This window comes from uncultured Marinobacter sp. (genome assembly GCF_913055835.1).
GTDB lineage: Bacteria > Pseudomonadota > Gammaproteobacteria > Pseudomonadales > Oleiphilaceae > Marinobacter.
This window is the reverse complement of sequence record NZ_CAJXKQ010000051.1, coordinates 1-19,326: the sequence shown is the minus strand read 5'-3', so window position 1 is coordinate 19,326 and position 19,326 is coordinate 1. Positions and strand designations below refer to the sequence as shown.

Here is a 19,326-nt window from a genome sequence, read left to right as displayed (position 1 = left end):
CTGTGGAATTGTCTTCTTCAGGACCGCCTGCACAGAACGTGCACTTGTCCATCTTGCCCCGGCTGCCAAAGTTGCCCGCTTGCGGGAACTGGGGCGCACCGAACGGGCATGCGTAGAAGCAATAGCCACAACCGATACACAGATCCTTGGAGTGCAGTACCACACCGTCCTCGGTCTGGTAGAAGCAGTCCACCGGGCAGACGGCCATACAGGGCGCGTCTGAACAGTGCATGCAGGCTACCGAGATCGAACGTTCACCGGGTTTGCCATCCTCGATGGTGACAACCCGGCGGCGGTTGATGCCCCAGGGAACTTCGTGCTCATTCTTACAGGCCGTTACGCAGGCATTGCATTCGATGCAGCGCTCGGCGTCGCAAAGGAATTTTGCTCTTGCTTGTCCTTCAAGTGCCATGGTCTACACCTCTTGTTATGCCGGCATGATCGAACACAGGGTGGCTTTGGTCTCTTGCATCTGCGTGACCGAGTCATACCCGTATGTTTGAACCGTGTTGGTGGATTCGCCCAGAACGATGGGGTCGGCGCCCTTGGGATACTTGTCCCGCAGGTCCTTGCCCTGATAATGACCGCCGAAGTGGAATGGCATGAACGCCACGCCTTCTCCGACCCGTTCTGTGACCATGGCCTTGACCTTGATCTTGGCTCCTTCTGGGCCATGCACCCAAACGTCACTGCCATCACGGACGTTCAGATTGTTGGCGTCGCGAGGATTGATCTCGATGAACATATCCTGCTGAAGTTCCGCCAGCCAGGGGTTCGAGCGGGTTTCGTCACCACCACCCTCGTACTCAACCAGACGGCCGGAGGTAAGGATGATCGGGAACTCCTTGCTGAAATCCTTCTGCTGGATGGATTCATACATGGTCGGAACCCGCCAGAAGGTCTTGTCTTCGTAGGTCGGGTAGTCGGCCACGAGGTCGCGACGGTTGGTGTACAGGGGCTCGCGGTGCAGCGGTACCGGGTCCGGGAAGTTCCAGACGATGGCACGGGCCTTGGCATTGCCGAACGGCGCGCACTCATGCTTGATGGCCACTCGCTGGATGCCGCCAGAGAGGTCGGTTTTCCAGTTGGTGGAGGGGCCTGCCACTGCTTCAATGCTGGCTCGCTCTTCGGCGGTGAGGTCACCATCCCAGCCCAGGTCCATCAGCATCTGCATGGTGAACTCGGGGTAGCCATCCTTGATTTCCGAGTTCTTGGAGTAAACACCGTCTGCCAGAATGTTCTGGCCGTTGTGTTCAACACCAAAACGGGCCCGGAACGTCAGGCCGCCCTCGGAGACTGGCAAGGACATGTCGTACAGGTTGGCAGTGCCCGGATGGTTCATCTCGGGGGTGCCCCAGCACGGCCACGGCATGCCGTAGAAATCACCATCGCAAGGTCCACCCACGGCACGCAGTGTGGTCTTGTCGAAGTGATGCTGATACTGCATGTGCTTCTTGAGGCGCTCCGGAGACTGGCCGGTATAGCCGATGGTCCACATGCCGCGGTTGAATTCGCGGGTGATGTCTTCAATCGACGGCTCATCTCCGTCAATGGCGATGTTGCGGAACATGCGATCGGTAAAGCCGAACTTGTCCGCAAACAGTTTCATGATTTCGTGGTCGACCTTGGAGTCGAACAGCGGTTCAACCACCTTCTCCCGCCACTGCAGTGAGCGGTTGGAAGCGGTCACCGAGCCGTAAGTCTCGAACTGGGTCGTGGTGGGCAACAGGTACGCGCCCTCCTTACGATCATGCAACACCGCAGAGACAGTGGGGAAGGGGTCAACCACGACCAGCAGGTCGAGTTTCTCCATGGCTTCCTTCATTTCTGTCATCCGGGTCTGGGAGTTGGGCGCGTGGCCCCACAGCACCATGGCGCGGGTGTTATCCGGCTGCTCAAGGTTTTCCTTGGCTTCCAGAACACCGTCAATCCAGCGGGAGACCGGAATGCCCTTCTCGTTCATCATGGCCCGGGACTTGCCGTCTTTATCCCAAACTGCAAAGCGGCCTTTCAGCCAGTCGAGGTCCTCTTCCCAGACTCGAGCCCAGTGGGCCCAGGAACCAGCAGACAGTCCGTAATAGCCAGGCAGTGTATCGGCGAGCACGCCGAGGTCGGTAGCGCCCTGAACGTTGTCGTGGCCGCGGAAGATGTTAGTACCGCCGCCTGCTACGCCCATGTTGCCGAGGGCCAGCTGCAGCACGCAGTAGGCGCGAGTATTGTTGTTACCGTTGGTGTGCTGGGTACCACCCATGCACCAGATGACAGTGCCGGGCCGATTGTTAGCGAGAGTGCGAGCTACACGCTCAAGCTGTGCGCCAGGCGCACCGGTAACACGCTCCACTTCTTCGGGGTTCCAGCGCTTCACTTCCTCGCGGATGTCCTCCATGCCGTATACACGGGTACGGATGAACTCTTTGTCTTCCCAGCCGTTCTCGAAGATGTGCCAGAGAATACCCCACACCAGTGCAACGTCTGAGCCCGGACGGAAACGCACGAACTCGTCGGCATGGGCTGCTGTACGGGTGAAGCGCGGATCGCAGACGATCAGCGGCGCGTTGTTTTCTTCCTTCGCCTTCAGTACGTGCAACAGCGACACCGGGTGCGCTTCAGCGGGGTTGCCCCCGATGATGAAGATCGCCTTGGACTTGTGGATGTCGTTGTAGGAGTTGGTCATCGCGCCGTAGCCCCAGGTGTTGGCTACGCCGGCAACCGTGGTCGAGTGACAGATACGGGCCTGGTGATCAACGTTGTTGGTGCCCCAGTAGCCGGCAAACTTCCGGAACAGATAGGCCTGCTCGTTGTTGAACTTGGCACTGCCGAGCCAGTAAACGGAATCGGGACCACTCTCCTCGCGGATTTGCAGCATCTTGTCGCCGATTTCGTTGATGGCCTGGTCCCAGGGAATCTTCTGCCACTGGCCGTTGACCAGCTTCATGGGACTCTTCAGACGGCGCTCGCCGTGAGCGTGCTCCCGAACCGATGCGCCCTTGGCGCAATGGGCGCCCATATTGAAGGGGCTGTCCCAGCCGGGTTCCTGGCCGGTCCAGACGCCGTTCTGTACTTCCGCTTCGACGGTACAGCCGACCGAGCAGTGCGTACACACCGATTTCTTGACGACCACTTCACCGCCACCGGTGGCTGGAGCTGCTGCTTCAACCCGACCCGATGTCAGCGACAGTGCCGCCAGACCACCCACTGCCACGCCAGACGTTGTCAGGAATTGACGACGATCCAGCGTTTTCGCAGCGAGAGAAGAAAGCAAAGAGCCTGCACGGGGGCCTTTCGCTACCCCGTTGGTCTTCTTCCTTAACATGTCGTATACCTCTCTCTTTTATTATTCTCGTTTTTCCGGAAAGCTCAGTCTCTCAAGGGCCTTTCGCAACCTTGATCAACTCGAACCCCCGTTAAAAGCGAGCCGATTCGAAATATTTACGTGTATGTTCCGTATCACGTAAACCGCGGCTTTTCGGTGCGTCTGTTCTGACGACCTCGGCTGCGGCGTTCGGTGCAACCGTCACTGCCACCGCAGCTGGAGCTGCGAAAGCGGCCATTTTCAGGAAATGGCGACGGCTGTTTTCACGCTTCGGGTTGTCCATTGGACACCTCCCCCTGGGTTAAGGGACCTGTCGGTCCCGGTTACTGAATTGCAAAGGCTTCGGCTTCCACTGCCATGAAGGCTCGGCCAAGCGAGCCCACCGGCGCGTAGAAGATGGCACTTTGCGCTTCTTCCAAGTCGGTAAAAAACAGTTCTGCCCACTTCGCCAAATGGGCATCAAAAAAAGCTTTCTGGGAGGCCACACCGCTGTCGCAGGGAAATTCGCCGGTGATAATCCCGGCCATGATTTCACACAGGGTGCAGATGTGGTCTTCCGGTTCCTTGACGTCGCTGCGGGCTTTGATACCACGTGACCGCAAATCGCTTCTGAGCTCGGCCAGGGGCTTTTCGTTCAGGAAGCCGGTGAGGTAGTAGCTGGCATAGGGAAGGAGCTCCCCCCTGCCCAGGCCGACAAACAGGTTATTGAACTCCCGCTCGAGATCGTAGGGGTTGGTGCGCTCTGCGAGCTTGGCCAGGTTCTTCGAGGCGGTGCCCAGGGGTGTGTCGTCCCCCTGCAGCGAGGCCAGACCTTGCAGCAATTCCGCCGAGGGTGGTCGGTCAAGCAGGACGCCCAGCAGCTGATAGATTTGGGCCCGCGCTCTATCTTCGTCAGTGATTGAGCGCGGGCACTGGATTTCGGCCGTGTCAGTCAAGTCGTTTTCCTTCTAATTATTATGTGCGCTCTCTCACACTATCTTAGTACACAAACAAGAATAGTGGGGTAAGCCACGATTATTTCGCCAATAGGTGAAATGTATTCTGCTAATAGTCAAAACGCATGCGAGGGCGGAATCGCGGTTCCGGCACCTCTTGTGATTGGCTGTTCTCCGGTTGTGCGGGCACTCGGTTGGTCAGCTCCGCCTGCCCGGTATGGTCGTCCAGCTCAATGGCTGCCTGTTCATCCTCATGCTCGTCAGCTTGCGCCTGCCCGGTGACCGTGGATTCGGCATCGGCCGGGGAGGGTTGAGCCAACGACTGCACTGGTTCATCAATGACATCCGCCGCCTTTTTGGCTTTATCCACCAGCCCTTCGCCGACCCGATAGAGTGATTTCACGGTTTGCCCGGCCGTCGACGCCAGGGTGTAATCCTCGTCGTAGTCATTCAGCCCATCGAGAACAGCCAGCACCGGATTGGATTTCCAGAGGCTTCTCAGGGCCTTTCGGCGCAGGAACTCGGGTATTTCCTTGCGCATGAAACCGGTGATATCCGTTCCGATCTCAATGGACGACGGATCAGGCAGTCCGTACTTCTCCAGAAGCTCCGGTTCAGACAGGCTCTCGTTAACGGCGAGTTCCTGTTCCTCCGGGGCCGGTTCGGCTTGCTCCGGCGCCGGAGGCGGCGTGGGTTCTACCGTTCTGTTGGCTTCGGCCTTTTTGCGCGCCCAGCGCTGCCAGCGTGATTCAACCATTACTGTAACCTGGGTTTCTTGATGTTGGCGGGAGCCCGGTACACATCGCTTTCCTGCCGAATACGTGGATCACCCTTGGCGTCTTCCACAGCGTCCACGCGCACCTCATCCCGGCGCCGTTTCTTGAACGGCTCCTCGATGTAATGCATGTCGACAAATTCCTTGATCCAGGCGGCCAGGGATTCCGGAATAGGCACGGCCTCAACAATGCTTTCGCCGCTGTCCAGGGAGTCCAGAGCCTCGTGGGCGCTGGCGGTAACGGTGCTGACCGCCCAGCCTGAGGGCGACTGACCGGTGACGTCACGGTCCAGGATGATCCAGACGGAAGGCGTGCTCATGTTGAGGGAGACGAGATAACCTTCGACATCGGCACGGAACAGCTCCATAGTGACCGTGCCGGCGTGGTAATCGACCAACTCGCCCTCGCGTACCAGTTCTTTCCAGAAGGCGTCCGGTGCCCCGGGGATGACAGCAACAGGTTTCCAGACGTGTTTCGCCCACCGCGTTACCCCCGGCGATCGGCGAACAACGGCACCCACCTGCAATGCTCGTTTCCAGTGATCGGTTCTACTGCTCATGATGTGTCTCTTTTTGTTATAGATAAAAGCTAGCAGGGCTCCAACAATTATCCAATTGTCCGAAAGTAGATGGCTGTGGCATGCTCGAAATAAGAGAGTGATTCGTATACGTATAACAACAACGAACAGAGTAAAGTTCCTGATGACATCAAAAAAATCTCTATTGCTGTGCACCTGCGACAAGAGCCAGGGCTTCAATTCCGAGGCCCTTCAGGCGGTTGCGGGTGCCGAGCAGGTCGTCGCGGTAGACCAGCTGTGCGGCAACGATATGAAAGTCGCAGCCGAGCACCTGGGCGCCAGCAACGACGTGCTTATCGCCTGTGGCCAGCAGGCAGCGCTGTTCGAGCGCCTGGCCGAGGACATTCACGCCGAGATCCAGCATGTAGCGCCACTGCACACCATCGATATACGTGACCGGGCGGGTTGGAGTTCTGCCGATGCCAACCCCAAGCGGTTGGAAGCCAAACAGGCGGCCCTGGTGGCCGCAGCCCAGTTGCCGGGGCCCACCGCCCCGGCTAAAACCATCCAGTCCAACGGCGTCTGTTGCATCGTGGGCCCCACCGAGCAAGCCATCCGCATGGCCGGGTTGGTACAGGATGAGCTGGGCGTTACCTGTGTGGTCAACGATGCCGGCCCCATCCAGTTGCCATCGGCTGCCTACGATGTGGCCAAGGGTCAACTGACCAGCGCTTATGGCGCCCTCGGCAACTTCAAGCTGGAGTTCGCCGGGTTGCAGACCCTGCATCCGGCCGGTCGGGGTGAGCTGGGTTACACGCCGGCGCAGACAACGGCTCGCAGCGAGTGCGACGTGTTTATTGATCTGCGCGGTGGCGCGCCGGCCTTCCCCAGCCACGAGAAGCGCAATGGCTATTTCTGGGCCGATCCGAACAAAGCCGGCGAGCTGGAACGCATTGCCCTCACAGCCAGGGAAATGGTGGGCGAGTTCGAGAAAACCGTCTTTTTCCGGCTGGAAGAGTCCCTGTGTGCCCATTCCCGGGCCAACAAGCCGGGCTGTACCCGGTGCCTGGACGTTTGCCCCACGGAAGCGATCTTCTCTGCCGGCGACCACATCCAGATCGATTCTGACATCTGCGCAGGTTGTGGCTCATGCGCGGCGGTTTGCCCCACATCCGCAGTCACCATGAACGAAACGCCCTACGAGGCGATAGTCAAAGTCATGGACGTGATGGCGAAGACCTATCGCGAGCACACTCACGAATCGCCACGCCTGGTATTCCATACCCTGGGCGCCGGCTCGGAAGCCATCACCTACCTGGCTCGCTACGACGATGGCCTGGCCGACGATCTGATCCCACTCGGACTGGAACATGTGGACCGGATTGGCCACGCCGAGATCATGGCGGCGTTCGGTGCCGGTTATGCCGAAGTGCTGATTCTGGCAGACAACGAACTGGATCGTCGGGCCCTGGCGGCCGAAGTAGAATTGGCCCAGGCCATGCTCAAAGGCACCCATAACTCGCCAAGCCGGGTTCGGGTGATTGATGCCATCGAGTTGTCCGCGCCGGGCGACAACGCGGGACGGGTCAGTGAGCCGGTGCTGCTGGTGGGCGGCCGTCGCGACATTACCCGGGTGACCGCCACAGCCATGGCGGAGAAGGTGGACGAGCCGATCCCGCTGCCCAAGGGTGCGCCGTACGGTGCCATCGAGATTGATTCAGACAAATGCACTCTGTGCCTTGCCTGCGTTTCCCTGTGCCCCACCGGCGCACTGGGGGATCACCCGGACCGGCCGGAAGTGCAGTTCACCGAGAACGCCTGTGTGCAGTGTGGTATCTGCGACAGTACTTGCCCCGAAACGGCGATCACGCTCAAGCCGCAGCTGGATCTGTCAAAGGCCGCGCTCAGCCCGAGGGCTTTGCATGGCGAAGAACCGTTCGAGTGCATCCAGTGCGGCAAACCGTTTGGTGTGGCCAGTACCATCAACCGGATTGTCGAAAAGCTGGAGAACCAGCACTGGATGTACACCAAATCTGATAATGTCCAGCTCATCAAGATGTGCGACGACTGCCGGGTGAAGGCACAGTTCCATGGCGACACGGCGCCCATGGCTGGCGCCGCCAGACCCAGGGTCCGTACCAGTGATGACTACCGGGACAATTGATTGATAGACAGGAATTTCCATGGTCCAGTACACCGAAGTAGGAAAGAGTAACCTGATTGGCACCGATGCGCCCCGGCCACAGGACAAGAACCCCAGGGGCGTGGATCGTATTATTGCGGTTGCCTCAGGCAAGGGCGGGGTGGGGAAATCCACCGTGTCCTCCAATCTGGCCGTGGCCATGGCGTCCAAGGGCCTGAAAGTCGGCCTGCTGGATGCCGACGTCTATGGCCCCAGCCAGCCGAGGATGCTGGGTGTGTCGGGCCGACCTTCCAGCCCGGACGGCAACACCATCCTGCCGCTTCGCAACCACGGCGTGACCCTTATGTCACTCGGGCTGATGACCTCCGAAGAGGAAGCCATTGTCTGGCGCGGACCCATGCTGATGGGCGCTCTGCAGCAAATGATGAACCAGGTGGACTGGGGAAGGCTGGACGTGTTGCTGGTGGATCTGCCGCCGGGCACGGGCGATGTCCAGATGACCCTGAGCCAGAAGTTTTTCGTGGCCGGCGCCATCGTGGTGTCGACGCCCCAGGACATTGCCCTGATGGATGCACGCAAAGGCATCGACATGTTCAAGCGCATGGACGTGCCATTGTTCGGCCTGGTGGAGAACATGGCTTCTTTCATCTGCGATGGCTGCGGCAAGGAGCATCATCCCTTCGGCCACGGTGGTGCCCGGGCTGAGGCCGAGAAGCTGGGGGCACCGTTCCTCGGTGAAATTCCTCTGGATCTCGATATCAGGATCGGCTCCGATGGCGGGGTGCCCATTGTGGTGTCCAAGCCCGACAGTCCGCAGGCCCAGGCTTTCCAGCGGCTGGCCGATCAAATCATTGCCTCCGAACAATACGCCCGGGCCGTCCAATGATCATTGAGTCTCCCCGTTTCCCGCCGCTACTGAGCGGCGAGGTTGTGCCCCCGCATACGGATCCTTTCGATAAGGCCGTCAGCCGTGCCATCGCCGGCGTGGATTCCGGCACCATTTTCTATTCCGAGGCCGTGGATACTCTACGGGCGGCACTGGTGCTGGCACCCGAGACGCCGTTGGAAGAGGCCATTCAGGCGGTGTACGTGGCCCAGATTGGCCTGGCCGAGAGCCTCGGGGCCCTGGCGCCGCCCGAGGTGCCGGTGCAGTTCCAGTGGCCTGACCGCATCAAGGTCAACGGGGCCCTCTGTGGCAGTGTCCGGTTTGCGGCCGATGTGTCCGACCCCAAAGAAACGCCGAACTGGCTGGTGATCGGTATCGTGGTGCCCTTCACCCATCCTGGCGGCGAGCCGGGTGAAACGCCGGATCAGACCTGTCTGTACGAAGAGGGCTGTGTAGAGATAATGCCCATGGCGTTGCTGGAGAGCTGGTCCAAACATACGCTGTTATGGCTGACCTATTTTCTGGACAGCGGGTTCGAGCGGGTCCACAACGAATGGCGCCCGCGCTGCGACACCATTGGAAAGCGCATTGAGGAACCCAGAGCCGGCCTGTTCGTGGGTCTGGATGAAAAGGGGCGCATGCTGCTGCGCCAGGATGTGATGACCGAAACTGTTAGCCTGATTGATTATGCGGAGCACCTATGAAACTGGCCCGAACCCTGAGACTGGACATTTCCGATGAAAACGTCTTCGAGCGGCCGGCACCCAGCGGGGAGTGGGCCATTTCCGGCGGCTTCGAGTTTTCCAACTGGACCGAGGCGGACCTGACAGGCAAAGCCCGGCAAGCCTTCACCAATGGCTGGTACAGCATTGAGTCGGGTGGTCGTGCCAGCTTTGTTGGCGTGTGCGACATTACCGAGCCGGAGCTGGAGCGGCTTCGCCAGACGCTCGCGCAGACTTTTGTGGAGATCTATGGCGCGCCGGATATCGAGGCGGCTTACCCGGTGGCCTGTGAAGAAATCGACCAGATGCGCAGCATGTGCGAGGACTTTGAGGACAACACCCTGCTGATGGTCAGCCGCACCCTGACCGACCTGGGCGTTGAGGAAACCTACCGCTCCCGTGGCCCGCAGGATGCCTCACTGGAGGCCTTTGCGGTCCACGGCAGCGTTGACTGATTACAGGCCGAAGCTGCCGTAGGGAATAAACCGGACGGGGGTGCCGGGCTCGATCTGCTGGGCGCTCTCATCCAGTTCCACCAGACCCTCGGACCAGGCCAGACCGGTCACCCGGCCAGAGCCTTCCGACCCGAATACCTCGACCTTCCCATCGCGAACCCGTGCCCGCAGCATCTCGCTGCGCCCGGGTTTTTTGTTCTTCGAGAAGTCAGCCGGCATGGTATACGCTTGGGGCTCGAACCATTCGGCCCCTGCCAACAATGCCATGGCAGGCGCACCAAACCTCAGCGCACAGACCCAGGCGGCCACCGGATTACCCGGCAGACCGACTACCGGCGTGCCCCGGAACATGGCAAGCGCCAGAGGACGGCCGGGTTTGATGGCAATGCGCCAGTTACTGATGTCACCGTGTTCTTTCAGGGTTTTCGACACATGATCCTCGTCGCCGGCGGACACGCCGCCGCTGGTCAGGATCAGGTCACACTGCTCCGCGCCCCGCTCCAGGGCTGCCCTGACCTCCTCGGCCCGGTCCAGCACATGGCCAAGATCCACGAGTTCGTAGCCGAGTTGTGATACCAGGGCACTGAGCATAGGGCGATTGGCGTCATAGATCTGCCAGTCTGTGACGGGGGCGCCCACCGGCTTTACCTCATCACCGGTGGACAGCACGCCCACCCTTAGCCGCTGATAAACATCAACGGCTTCCACGCCCACGCTGGCAAGCACCGAAATCTGGGTCGGACTGAGCCGGGTTCCGGCAGTGAGAATCCGGTCCTCGACTTTGATGTCTTCACCGGCTTTGCGGGCATTGGCGCCTGCTTTTAGCGTACCGTTCAAATGCAACTGGCCATCCCGGACTTCGCAGTCTTCCTCCAGAACCACAGTATCCGTGCCGGCGGGAATAACCGCGCCTGTCAGAATCCGGATTGCGTATCCCTTGGGCACCTGCCCCATGTAAGGCTCACCGGCGGCGCTGCGGCCATCCACCAGAGGCAGGGTGCAGGGCACGTCCGTTAACGGCCCGGCAAGAGCATAGCCATCCACGGCGGAATTGGTGCTTGGGGGATGAGCCCGGGGCGCATAGACATCACTTGCCAGGATTCGGTCGTTCACCTGTGACAGCGGAACCTCACGCTCCACCTCCACCACGGGATGCAACCTTGAACGCAACCGCTCAAGGGCTTCTTCGACCGGCGTCCAGTTCACGCCCGGGGGAAGGGCAAAACAGTCATTGCGAAGCGGCTTCATGACTCTCTCGCTGGTGGCTGTACATGATCAATAATAAAATCGGCAATGCCGGTGACGTCATTGATATCGAACAAAGGCCCGGAAAAATCGGCGGCATAGTCGCTGGCAACGGCGATGATGTTGGCGTCTTCCCGGTAAAGGGGCGATCGGCCCGATTCCTGCCGGTGTACTTCAATCTTCGGGTGCGCGTGGGTTTTGTAACCCTCCACCACGACCCAGTCGCAGGGCGACAGGCGGGCCAGCAAATCCTCCAGTGAGGGCTCACCTGCGCCCCGCAGCTCGTGCATGATGGCAATGCGCTGGCCCCCGGCCAGAATCACTTCGCGGGCACCGGCTTCACGGTGTTTGTAGCTGTCCGTTCCGGGCTGATCCACGTCCACCATGTGGTGGGCGTGCTTGATCGAGCTGACCGTTAAACCCCGGCCGGACAGTTCGCGAATCAGAGTGGCTGCCAGTGTGGTCTTGCCGGAGTTTTTCCAACCTACGATGCCTATAACGTTCACTTCAGATGCTGCTCCGCCCAGGCCAGATCGTCCGGGGTGTTGATGTTGAAAAAATCGCCCTCGTCAAAAACCACCAGAGTTTCGCCCTGGGCCTGTGTCCACTGGCGGATCTTGCGTACGCCCTCGTTCAGGGCGGCTCTCAGATCGTCTCTCAAAGCGACCCGCCAGCGCCCGAAGGTCGGCTGTGGCAGTCGGCCGCGCTCTGGGTCTGGCGTGGCTGCCAGCACCACCGGGGTGTCATGTTCCGCCAGTCTGGCAGCCAGATCCCTGGGAAAGGAAGGTGTGTCGGCGGCCACGCTGATGAGCCATTCGTGGCCCTGTTCGGCGGCCCAGTCCATGCCCGCGAGGACGCCGGCAAGCGGGCCGGGGAAGCCTTCGATGGAGTCCGCCACCACCGGCAGATCCAGGTCGTCGAACCGGCTTAAATCCCCGTTGGCATTCAATACCACGGCATCGACCTGAGGGGTGATCCGTTCGATTACCCGCTGGATCAACGACTGGTCGCCGAGCATGAGCCTGCCTTTGTCGCCACCACCCATGCGGTTTGCCTGGCCGCCGGCCAGGATAACTGCACATTGGCTCATGCAGTGCCTCCGTCAATCATGTTGAGCGCCTTTTCGACGCAGCTTCTTGTCTTCATCGGGTACCTGCGACAAGTCCTGATCGAACACCAGGCGGTGCTGGCCGCTCAGGCAGGTGAATTTCTTGCCACGCATCCGGCCGATCAGGGTCAGCCCGACCTGGCGGGCAATGTCGACTCCCCAGGCGGTGAAGCCCGAGCGGCTGATCAGAGTGGGAATGCCCATCAGGGATGTTTTTATCACCATCTCCGAGGTCAGGCGGCCGGTGGTATACAGAACCTTGTCTGCGGCCGAAATGTTATTCAGGTGCATCCAGCCGGCAATTTTATCGACCGCGTTGTGCCTTCCAACATCCTCCATGTACGCCAGGATTGTTTGTCCCTGGCAAAGCGCGGTGCCGTGGATGGCGCCGGTTTCCATATACAGGCTAGGCGTGTGGTTGATCTGATAGGAAAGATCGTAAAAGGTGCTGGTGTGCACCGGCGTATCCGGCAGTGACAGGCCTTCCAGCCCGGCCATCATGTCACCGAACACCGTACCCACGGCGCAACCGGAGGTGCGGGTTTTCTTTTCCAGCTTGTCCTCGACATCGGTAACGCCTGACGTGCGCACCACCGCAACCTCGAGTTCTTCGTCAAAATCGATCCCGGTGACCGTGTCTGTTTCTTTCAGCATGCCCTGGTTGAGCAGGAAGCCGAGGGCCAGATACTCCGGATGGTCGCCGATGGTCATGGCTGTGACGATCTCCTGGCTGTTCAGGTAGATGGTCAGGGGGCGTTCCTCGATCACGCTGATCGATTTGGCCTCGCCGTTCTCGTCCACGCCCTCCACTGGGCGGGACAGACGGGGATCCTTGGGATCGGGAAGTATGGGATCAATCGTCATTTTTGTTATAGCCGTTTCCTGGTCGTACTGGAATGGATGTTGTACGGAGATTGCCAGAGATTAGCCTATTTGGCATTGAGGAAAAACAGCTGCTTTTTGCCAATAAAAAACCCCGGCAATGCCGGGGTTCGATCTGGGCAGGGTAAACAGACGCTCAGTTCAGTCGCCCTTAATCCTTTTGCCTCACTGGGCGTTCGGGAAGAACAGTTGCTGCCCGTCCACTTTGAAGTCGGCAATCGCCTGCTGGCCTTCTTCCGACAGCAGCCAGTTGTGCCACTGGGCTGCCAGGTCGTGTTTGAGGTGTGGGTGCTTTTCTTCGGAGAGCAGCAAGCTGCCGTACTGGTTAAAAAGTACTTTGTCGCCCGAGAACAGCAGCTCGAGATTCTGGCGATTTTCGAACGCGACCCAGGTAGCACGGTCGGACATCACATAGGCGTCCATGCCGGCGGCGGTGTTCAGGGTCGGACCCATGCCGCTACCCAGTTCCCGGTACCAGCTGCCGCCCGGTTCCACGCCGGCGTTTTCCCAAAGCCTGAGCTCGGCCCGGTTGGTGCCGCTGTCATCGCCTCGCGATGCAAACGGTGCCTCTGCTTCGGCGATGGCAGAGAAGGCTTCGGCGGCGCTTTCCGCTTTACGGATTTTGGCGGGATCGTCTTTCGGGCCGATCAGCACGAAGTCGTTGTACATAACGTCTGCCCGCTCGGTGGCAAAGCCGTTCTCGACAAACCGTTTTTCCCCGGCGGTGTCATGCACCAGCAGGCTGTCGGCGTCGCCCCGGCGGGCGAGCTCAAACGCCTGGCCGGTGCCGACGGCTACAACGCGAACTTCGATGCCGGTCGCCTCCTCAAACTTGGGCAGGATCGAGTCGAACAGGCCGGAGTTCTGGGTGGACGTGGTTGAGGCCAGCGTAATGTAGTCGTCGGCCTGGGCACTGAAGGTCAGGCCCATGGTCGTTACGGCTGCCAGAACCAGATTCAGGGTTTTTTTCATCTTGTTCTCTCCTTTGTCGTGTCTTATTCGTAGAGCGAGCGATGGTTCGGTACGTTTATTTTCTTGGTGGGTGATCAGGCCACGAGCTCTCCGCTCAGGAAGGCTTGTGCCTGGCGCGAAGCAGGGGCGCTGAAAAAGATGTCGGCCGGCGTGTGCTCCTGCACTTTTCCGCCGGCGAGAAACAGCACGTCCCCGGCCAGCCTCCGGGCCTGATGCAGATCATGGGTTGTCATTACGATGCGTGTTCCTCTCTCGTGAAATTCCTGAACGGCGGCTTCCACGTCCTTTATGGCAGCGGGGTCCAGTGCGGACGTGGGCTCATCCAGAAACAGTACCGAGGGTGAAAGAGCCCAGGCCCGGGCCAGAGCGAGGCGCTGCTTCTCGCCACCCGATAAAACCCGGGCGGGCGTATCGGCACAGGAGGACAGGCCGAAGCGTGCCAGGGCTTCCCGTGCCAGCTCTGCACGCCGCTTGCGTGGGACGTTATTGACGGCCAGCGCGTGCGTGAGGTTGGCCAGTGCGGAACGGCGCAGAAGAACCGGGGTCTGGAATACCATGGCCTGGCGGGGTGTTTGGTCACCGGACCAGGTTATGGCTCCCTCCGTTGCCGCGAGCAGCCCGTGAGCCAGGCGGAGCATCAGGCTCTTGCCCGCGCCATTGGGGCCCATCACCAGTGTGGGGCCGGGGCCGTCCAGCGTGAATGAGCAGGGGCCAAAAAGCTGGTGGCCGAGAAGGTTGAACTCGACGTTGTCAAAGCGCAGCGACGGCGGTGCACTGAGTTCGATTGGTCTGTTAACGGGCACGTTCAACGATGTCATCCCATGCGCCTCTTGGCCGTTTCACTCAAAATGTACGCAGTAGCGTTGATCGCCATGACAAGCGTCAGCAGGACAATGCCGAGGCCTAACGCCAGGGGCAGGGCGCCCTTGCTGGTCTCAAGCACAATGGCCGTTGTCATGACCCGGGTGACGCCGTCAATGTTGCCGCCAACCATCATGACCGCGCCGACTTCCGCGCTGGCCCGGCCGAACCCTGCGAGCAGAATCGTCAGGAGGGCAAAGCGGGCGTCCCACAGCAGTGTGGGCATCATGCGAGCCTTCGACATGCCCAGCGAGACGAATTGCTCGCGATATTCGCCCAGCAACTCCTCCACTTTTTGCCGCGAGAGCGCGGCGAGAATCGGCAACACCAGTATCACCTGCGCAATTACCATGGCCCCGGGCGTGAACAGAAGACCCAGTTCGCCAAGCGGTCCGGCCCTCGACAGCAGCAGGTAAACGCCTAGCCCTGCCACAACCGGCGGCAGCCCCATCAGCGCATTCAGCGCGACAATAACCCCGCCGCGTCCGGGGAACTGCCATAACGCAACCGCAGCGCCCAGTGGAAAACCCAAAAGCGCCGCTATCAGGACCGCAACGAGCGAAACCTGCAGCGATAGCACCACGATCTGGTACAGCGAAGCGTCGAGATTCACCAGTAGCGAGAGCGCCACGTAAAACGCGTTTTCTTCCACAGCTGCGTCTCCTTAGTCTTGAGCATCGTGGCGTTTTTAACTACGCTTTGCGATGCTTGCCGTAAATAATGCAGCCAAAAACAGCATTATGCGTATTAATTGACTCCGGAGGTTCGATGTCTCTGCCTGACTATCTCACTACGGCCGAGGCTGCCGAGTATCTGCGCCTGAAAGAACGCAAGGTCTACGATCTGGTGGGCCAGGGCGTGATCCCCTGCGTGCGGGTGACGGGAAAGCTTTTATTTCCGCGCCAGCGTATAGATCTCTGGTTGATGAATCATCTGGAGGGTGACGAGGGCGTCAGCGCGCCAACGCCACCTGTGCTGGTGGGTAGCCAGGATCCGCTGCTGGAGTGGGCGGTGAAGGAGAGCAATGCCGAGCTGGCGATGCTGTGCCAGGGCAGCGGAGACGGGGTGCAGCGCCTGGTTGACGGTCGCGCCATGGTTGCTGGCATGCATATCTGGCACGCACAGACTGAGCGTTACAACGATCCGGTGACCCTGGGCTTGAGCGGCATGCGTGACCTGGTACTGATCCGCTGGGCCAAACGCCGGCAGGGCCTGCTTCTGGCGCCGGACAACCCCCACGGAATTGTGCAGCTGGAAGACATCGCCCGGCCGGGCCTGCGTCTGGCCCACCGCCAGCCCGAGGCCGGTGTCAGTCATCTGCTGCAGAGCCTGCTGGCCCGCTACCGAATTGATGGCAGCAAGCTTGCCTGGACCGAACATCCCTCGCTCAGCGAGGACGATCTGGCTCTGGCTGTTCGTCAGGGGGAAGCGGATGTGGGTGTGGGTATTGAAGCGGCGGCCAGGCGCCAGGGCTTGGCATTTATCCCCCTGCAGCAGGAGCACTTCGACCTGGCCATGCGCCGGCGCCATTATTTTGAGCCGGCCATGCAGCGTTTGCTGGCCTTTGCCGGTAGCGAACGATTCACGCATCGGGCCGAGACATTGGGCGGGTATGATGTCAGTGAACTTGGTAAAGTAGTGTATAACGCTTGAACGACAACAATAAGCAGACCATTCAGGCAGGAGCCCTCATGGGTTCGACAATGAAGAAGGTGATCAGTGAAAGCAGCGGCGCGCTGGGTGACATTGGCACATTGCTGCCCTTGACTCTCGGTGCCATCGGCGTGGCCGGACTTGCTCCAGTACCGGTACTCCTGGGTTTTGCCGTGTTTTACATCGCGACAGGTCTGTATTACCGCCTTCCTGTCCCGGTGCAGCCCATGAAAGCGGTGGCCGCGTTGCTGTTGACCACCCAGGTCAGTGCCCAGAGCCTGATCGCCAGTGGCGTTCTGATCGGTGCCATCCTGTTGCTTCTGGGGTCAACCGGATGGATCAACCGGGCGGCCCGCCTGGTGCCAGGGTCGGTATTGAGCGGCCTGCAACTGGGGCTGGGGTTGTTGCTGGCCAGCATGGGCCTGGAACTGATAGCCACTTCTCTGCCGCTGGGCCTGGTTGTGCTGGGGTTGCTGGCGGTCACCCTGAAACGGTTCCCCAGTTGGCCGGCGGCGCTCATGGGGCTGACGTTGGCCATGGTCCTCGGTGCGCTGCTGGGTTCACCCGGGCTGCCATTGCCGGCGGATCCTGCCATCTTCTCGATGCCCACATTGCCCTCGATGGATGAGTGGCAGCAGGGGTTCTCTATCCTGGTGTTGCCGCAACTGGCGCTGACCATCACCAACGCCATCGTTCTGACGGCTCTGGTGGTGGGGGATTATTTCGGAGATCAGTCCAACCGGGTCTCACCGGCAAGGCTGTCCGTCACAACTGGCCTGGCCAACCTGGTCCTGGTGCCTTTCGGTGCCTTGCCCATGTGCCATGGCGCCGGTGGTGTTGCGGCCCACTATCGCTTTGGCGCCCGCACCGGTTTGGCGCCGGTCCTGCTGGGTACGGGGTTACTCCTGGTGGCGATCGTGCCCGGCGGTCTATCGTTCATTGCCGCCGTGCCCGCGGCGGGTCTTGGCGCTTTGCTCATGGTTGCTGCTGTTGAGCTGGGCCTCACCAAACGTCTCTGGTCCGCCAAACCCTCCTGCTGGCCGGTGATTGGCATCACGGCTCTGATCACCTTCTGGGCCGACCCGTTTTTCGGCTTCCTCATCGGGGTGGCCGTGGAGACGTTCCGGTCAGCCTGGTTGCGTGGAAGGTTTAGTGGTGCTCATCAGGATTGAGGATTTCTTCCTATTCGGCTAATACAGTCCCTCCACCACACCCAGTGAGGGTTCAGCACCCGTAATTCTGAACACTTCATCTTTTGAAATGATATCCTCGTAAACCGCTATGAGGGACGCAAATCAATCTTGAATGCCGACCTCTTTGAAGCAATCGTTAACTGGAAACCCGGAGCTTTAACCGTACCCATGAGAGTTGTTATCCGTTATTTTTTCCGAACGCTGCGCCTGATACTGACACCATTCATGCTGCTCAGTGAAAAACTCAGCACGCCGGAAAGCGTCAGCCGTAGCGCTGATGAGCAGGCCCGCGCTAATGAGGCCAGCAAGGATCTGGCTCTTTACCAGTTCAAAGCCTGCCCGTTCTGTATCAAGGTAAGGAAGGAAATCGCCCGGCTCGGCCTCAATATCGAAACCCGCGACGCCCAGCATAACCCGGAGCATCGGGCAGAGCTGGAGGCTGGCGGAGGTCAGGTCAAGGTGCCCTGCCTGAAGATTCAGCAAGAGGATGGCAGTGTCCACTGGCTGTACGAGTCTGACGATATCAAGGCGTGGCTGCAGGAGCGGTTTGAACCGGCCTGATTGCCGGTACTGGTTGGATCGTCCTCGTCAGTTACCCCGCATTATTTCTCGGGGGTGGCTGAGTCCAGGGAAATATCGATAAGTTCATGCTGCAGCTTTTTCAAAAGGTGCAGCAGGCTGACGCTGTCATCAAAACTCATCCCCTGCATGGCCTGCCGGTAAAACTCGGCAATCGAGTCCTGCAGCCGATCCCAGAAGGTCCGGCCAGATTCGGTCAATACCACCAGTCTGGCCCGCCGATCCTGGGGGTCCGGTACCCGAATGACATGCCCGTCCCGTTCCATTCGTTTGAGCACGCCGTCGAGGTTTTGGCGACTGACGTACAGATACTCTTTGAGCTGATTGAACGAGGTGCCTTCCTCGAAACCCTCCCGTGACAGCGCCCCGAGCACCGCCCATTGCACGGCGCTGATGCCCATTTCATTCTGAACCTGACGCTGGAGAATGTTTCCGGTCTGGAACAGGCGGAAAAACAGGCGGTTGGGAATGCCTCCGGATTCGTTGACGATCATCTGTGCTCCTTTGGTGCCCCGCTGGCGGTTGGGCCGGCGAGGGCGGTTCTCGGCGTCCTGAATCACGGAAGGCATGGGACGCGTCACTTCGGCAGGTACTCGCGCGCAATGATGTTCTTCATGATCTGCGCGGTACCGTCACCAATCTGCAGGCCCAGGACATCCCGCAAGCGCTGGGCGAACGGTAAATCCTCTCCCCACCCGGTGTGGCCATGGGCCAGCAGGCACTGTTTCACCACATCGAAAGCGAGCTTCGGGCCCCACCACTTGTTCATCGCCGCCTCGGCGTTATGGGGCAGGTTGTTGTCCTTGAGCCAGAGCGCATGGTAGCACTGCATGCGCGCGGCATGAACGTAGGTCTGGTTTTCCGCCAGCGGATGAGTCAGGCCCTGGAAGGCGGACAGGTTCTGGCCAAAGGCAGTACGCTCGGTCAGCCACTGCCAGGTTTCTTCCAGGGACTGCTGGGCCACCGCCAGGCACTGCAGGCCGATCAGGGCACGGCTGTAATCAAAGCCCTGCATGACCTGCTTAAAGCCCTTGCCCTCATCGCCCATGCGGTGGCTTTCGGGTACTTCCACGTTATCGAAGAAGA

22 protein-coding genes are annotated in these 19,326 nt (G+C 60.0%); 7 read left to right on the top strand and 15 right to left on the bottom strand.

The genetic code is table 11. The features are described 5' to 3' along the window. The 6 genes from fdh3B to QZ534_RS18255 form a co-directional block, all read right to left on the bottom strand. Window positions 1–412: formate dehydrogenase FDH3 subunit beta (gene fdh3B / locus QZ534_RS18280; RefSeq protein WP_296936667.1), on the bottom strand; the 412-nt coding region annotated here is incomplete at its 3' end. A 15-nt stretch (window positions 413–427) separates the two neighbouring features. Next, a complete protein-coding gene (locus tag QZ534_RS18275; protein ID WP_222465988.1) occupies window positions 428–3,313 on the bottom strand; it encodes a formate dehydrogenase subunit alpha in 2,886 nt (961 codons plus the stop codon). A 91-nt stretch (window positions 3,314–3,404) separates the two neighbouring features. Then, window positions 3,405–3,596 carry a twin-arginine translocation signal domain-containing protein gene (locus tag QZ534_RS18270; protein WP_069182751.1) on the bottom strand — a complete coding sequence of 64 codons (192 nt, stop codon included), beginning with the start codon at window positions 3,594–3,596 and terminating at the stop codon, window positions 3,405–3,407. A gap of 40 nt (window positions 3,597–3,636) precedes the next feature. Beyond that, window positions 3,637–4,248 carry a molecular chaperone TorD family protein gene (locus QZ534_RS18265; protein WP_069182752.1) on the bottom strand — a complete coding sequence of 204 codons (612 nt, stop codon included), beginning with the start codon at window positions 4,246–4,248 and terminating at the stop codon, window positions 3,637–3,639. Window positions 4,249–4,357: 109 nt separating this feature from the next. Continuing rightward, window positions 4,358–5,005: a DUF3306 domain-containing protein gene (locus QZ534_RS18260; RefSeq protein WP_296936663.1), complete on the bottom strand. Its 648-nt coding sequence runs from the start codon at window positions 5,003–5,005 to the stop codon at window positions 4,358–4,360. Next, window positions 5,005–5,583: a DUF3305 domain-containing protein gene (locus tag QZ534_RS18255; protein ID WP_296936661.1), complete on the bottom strand. Its 579-nt coding sequence runs from the start codon at window positions 5,581–5,583 to the stop codon at window positions 5,005–5,007. Before QZ534_RS18255 ends, QZ534_RS18260 begins: the two co-directional genes overlap by 1 nt. 142 nt (window positions 5,584–5,725) lie before the next feature. Here QZ534_RS18255 and QZ534_RS18250 point away from each other — a divergent pair, with 142 nt between their 5' ends. The 4 genes from QZ534_RS18250 to QZ534_RS18235 are packed head-to-tail and all read left to right on the top strand — an operon-like array spanning window position 5,726 to window position 9,747. Further along, the gene (locus tag QZ534_RS18250) at window positions 5,726–7,705 is read left to right on the top strand and encodes a 4Fe-4S binding protein (protein ID WP_296936659.1); all 1,980 of its coding nucleotides are present in this window, start codon (window positions 5,726–5,728) and stop codon (window positions 7,703–7,705) included. Between the two features lie 19 nt (window positions 7,706–7,724). Next, window positions 7,725–8,570: an Mrp/NBP35 family ATP-binding protein gene (locus tag QZ534_RS18245; RefSeq protein ID WP_083231750.1), complete on the top strand. Its 846-nt coding sequence runs from the start codon at window positions 7,725–7,727 to the stop codon at window positions 8,568–8,570. Beyond that, on the top strand, window positions 8,567–9,274 hold the full coding sequence (locus QZ534_RS18240) for a biotin/lipoate--protein ligase family protein (protein WP_227514456.1): 708 nt from the start codon (window positions 8,567–8,569) through the stop codon (window positions 9,272–9,274). The genes QZ534_RS18245 and QZ534_RS18240 overlap by 4 nt, the downstream gene beginning before the upstream one ends. Then, window positions 9,271–9,747, top strand: a complete 477-nt coding sequence (locus tag QZ534_RS18235; protein ID WP_136629941.1) for a DUF6505 family protein — start codon at window positions 9,271–9,273, stop codon at window positions 9,745–9,747. The genes QZ534_RS18240 and QZ534_RS18235 overlap by 4 nt, the downstream gene beginning before the upstream one ends. On the opposite strand, the gene glp is transcribed toward QZ534_RS18235, so the two are convergent. The 7 genes from glp to QZ534_RS18200 form a co-directional block, all read right to left on the bottom strand. Then, window positions 9,748–10,995, bottom strand: a complete 1,248-nt coding sequence (gene glp, locus QZ534_RS18230) for a gephyrin-like molybdotransferase Glp (protein ID WP_136629942.1) — start codon at window positions 10,993–10,995, stop codon at window positions 9,748–9,750. Beyond that, window positions 10,992–11,498: a molybdopterin-guanine dinucleotide biosynthesis protein B gene (mobB, locus tag QZ534_RS18225; protein WP_296936650.1), complete on the bottom strand. Its 507-nt coding sequence runs from the start codon at window positions 11,496–11,498 to the stop codon at window positions 10,992–10,994. Before mobB ends, glp begins: the two co-directional genes overlap by 4 nt. Continuing rightward, window positions 11,495–12,082 (bottom strand): molybdenum cofactor guanylyltransferase MobA, encoded by a 588-nt coding sequence (mobA, locus tag QZ534_RS18220; RefSeq protein WP_069182759.1) that lies wholly within the window; start codon window positions 12,080–12,082, stop codon window positions 11,495–11,497. Before mobA ends, mobB begins: the two co-directional genes overlap by 4 nt. Window positions 12,083–12,094: 12 nt before the next feature. Further along, window positions 12,095–12,964: a formate dehydrogenase accessory sulfurtransferase FdhD gene (locus QZ534_RS18215; protein ID WP_136629943.1), complete on the bottom strand. Its 870-nt coding sequence runs from the start codon at window positions 12,962–12,964 to the stop codon at window positions 12,095–12,097. A 183-nt stretch (window positions 12,965–13,147) separates the two neighbouring features. Beyond that, a complete protein-coding gene (locus QZ534_RS18210; protein WP_296936645.1) occupies window positions 13,148–13,954 on the bottom strand; it encodes a substrate-binding domain-containing protein in 807 nt (268 codons plus the stop codon). Window positions 13,955–14,028: 74 nt separating this feature from the next. Next, window positions 14,029–14,772 carry an ATP-binding cassette domain-containing protein gene (locus tag QZ534_RS18205; protein ID WP_296936643.1) on the bottom strand — a complete coding sequence of 248 codons (744 nt, stop codon included), beginning with the start codon at window positions 14,770–14,772 and terminating at the stop codon, window positions 14,029–14,031. Continuing rightward, entirely contained in the window at window positions 14,769–15,467 is a 699-nt protein-coding gene (locus QZ534_RS18200; protein ID WP_296936641.1) for an ABC transporter permease, read from the bottom strand. Before QZ534_RS18200 ends, QZ534_RS18205 begins: the two co-directional genes overlap by 4 nt. 116 nt (window positions 15,468–15,583) lie before the next feature. Between QZ534_RS18200 and QZ534_RS18195 the strand changes: the two genes are divergently transcribed. The 3 genes from QZ534_RS18195 to QZ534_RS18185 all read left to right on the top strand — a co-directional run bounded on the left by QZ534_RS18195 (window position 15,584) and on the right by QZ534_RS18185 (window position 18,222). Beyond that, on the top strand, window positions 15,584–16,468 hold the full coding sequence (locus tag QZ534_RS18195) for a helix-turn-helix transcriptional regulator (protein ID WP_296936639.1): 885 nt from the start codon (window positions 15,584–15,586) through the stop codon (window positions 16,466–16,468). Window positions 16,469–16,506: 38 nt separating this feature from the next. After that, the gene (locus tag QZ534_RS18190) at window positions 16,507–17,640 is read left to right on the top strand and encodes a putative sulfate/molybdate transporter (RefSeq protein WP_296936637.1); all 1,134 of its coding nucleotides are present in this window, start codon (window positions 16,507–16,509) and stop codon (window positions 17,638–17,640) included. Between the two features lie 189 nt (window positions 17,641–17,829). Then, entirely contained in the window at window positions 17,830–18,222 is a 393-nt protein-coding gene (locus tag QZ534_RS18185; protein WP_222465998.1) for a glutaredoxin, read from the top strand. A 41-nt stretch (window positions 18,223–18,263) separates the two neighbouring features. Here QZ534_RS18185 and QZ534_RS18180 read toward each other — a convergent pair whose 3' ends face one another. Beyond that, window positions 18,264–18,809: a MarR family transcriptional regulator gene (locus QZ534_RS18180; protein ID WP_296936633.1), complete on the bottom strand. Its 546-nt coding sequence runs from the start codon at window positions 18,807–18,809 to the stop codon at window positions 18,264–18,266. A gap of 8 nt (window positions 18,810–18,817) precedes the next feature. Continuing rightward, window positions 18,818–19,326: acyl-CoA dehydrogenase family protein (locus tag QZ534_RS18175; RefSeq protein WP_296936631.1), on the bottom strand; the 509-nt coding region annotated here is incomplete at its 5' end.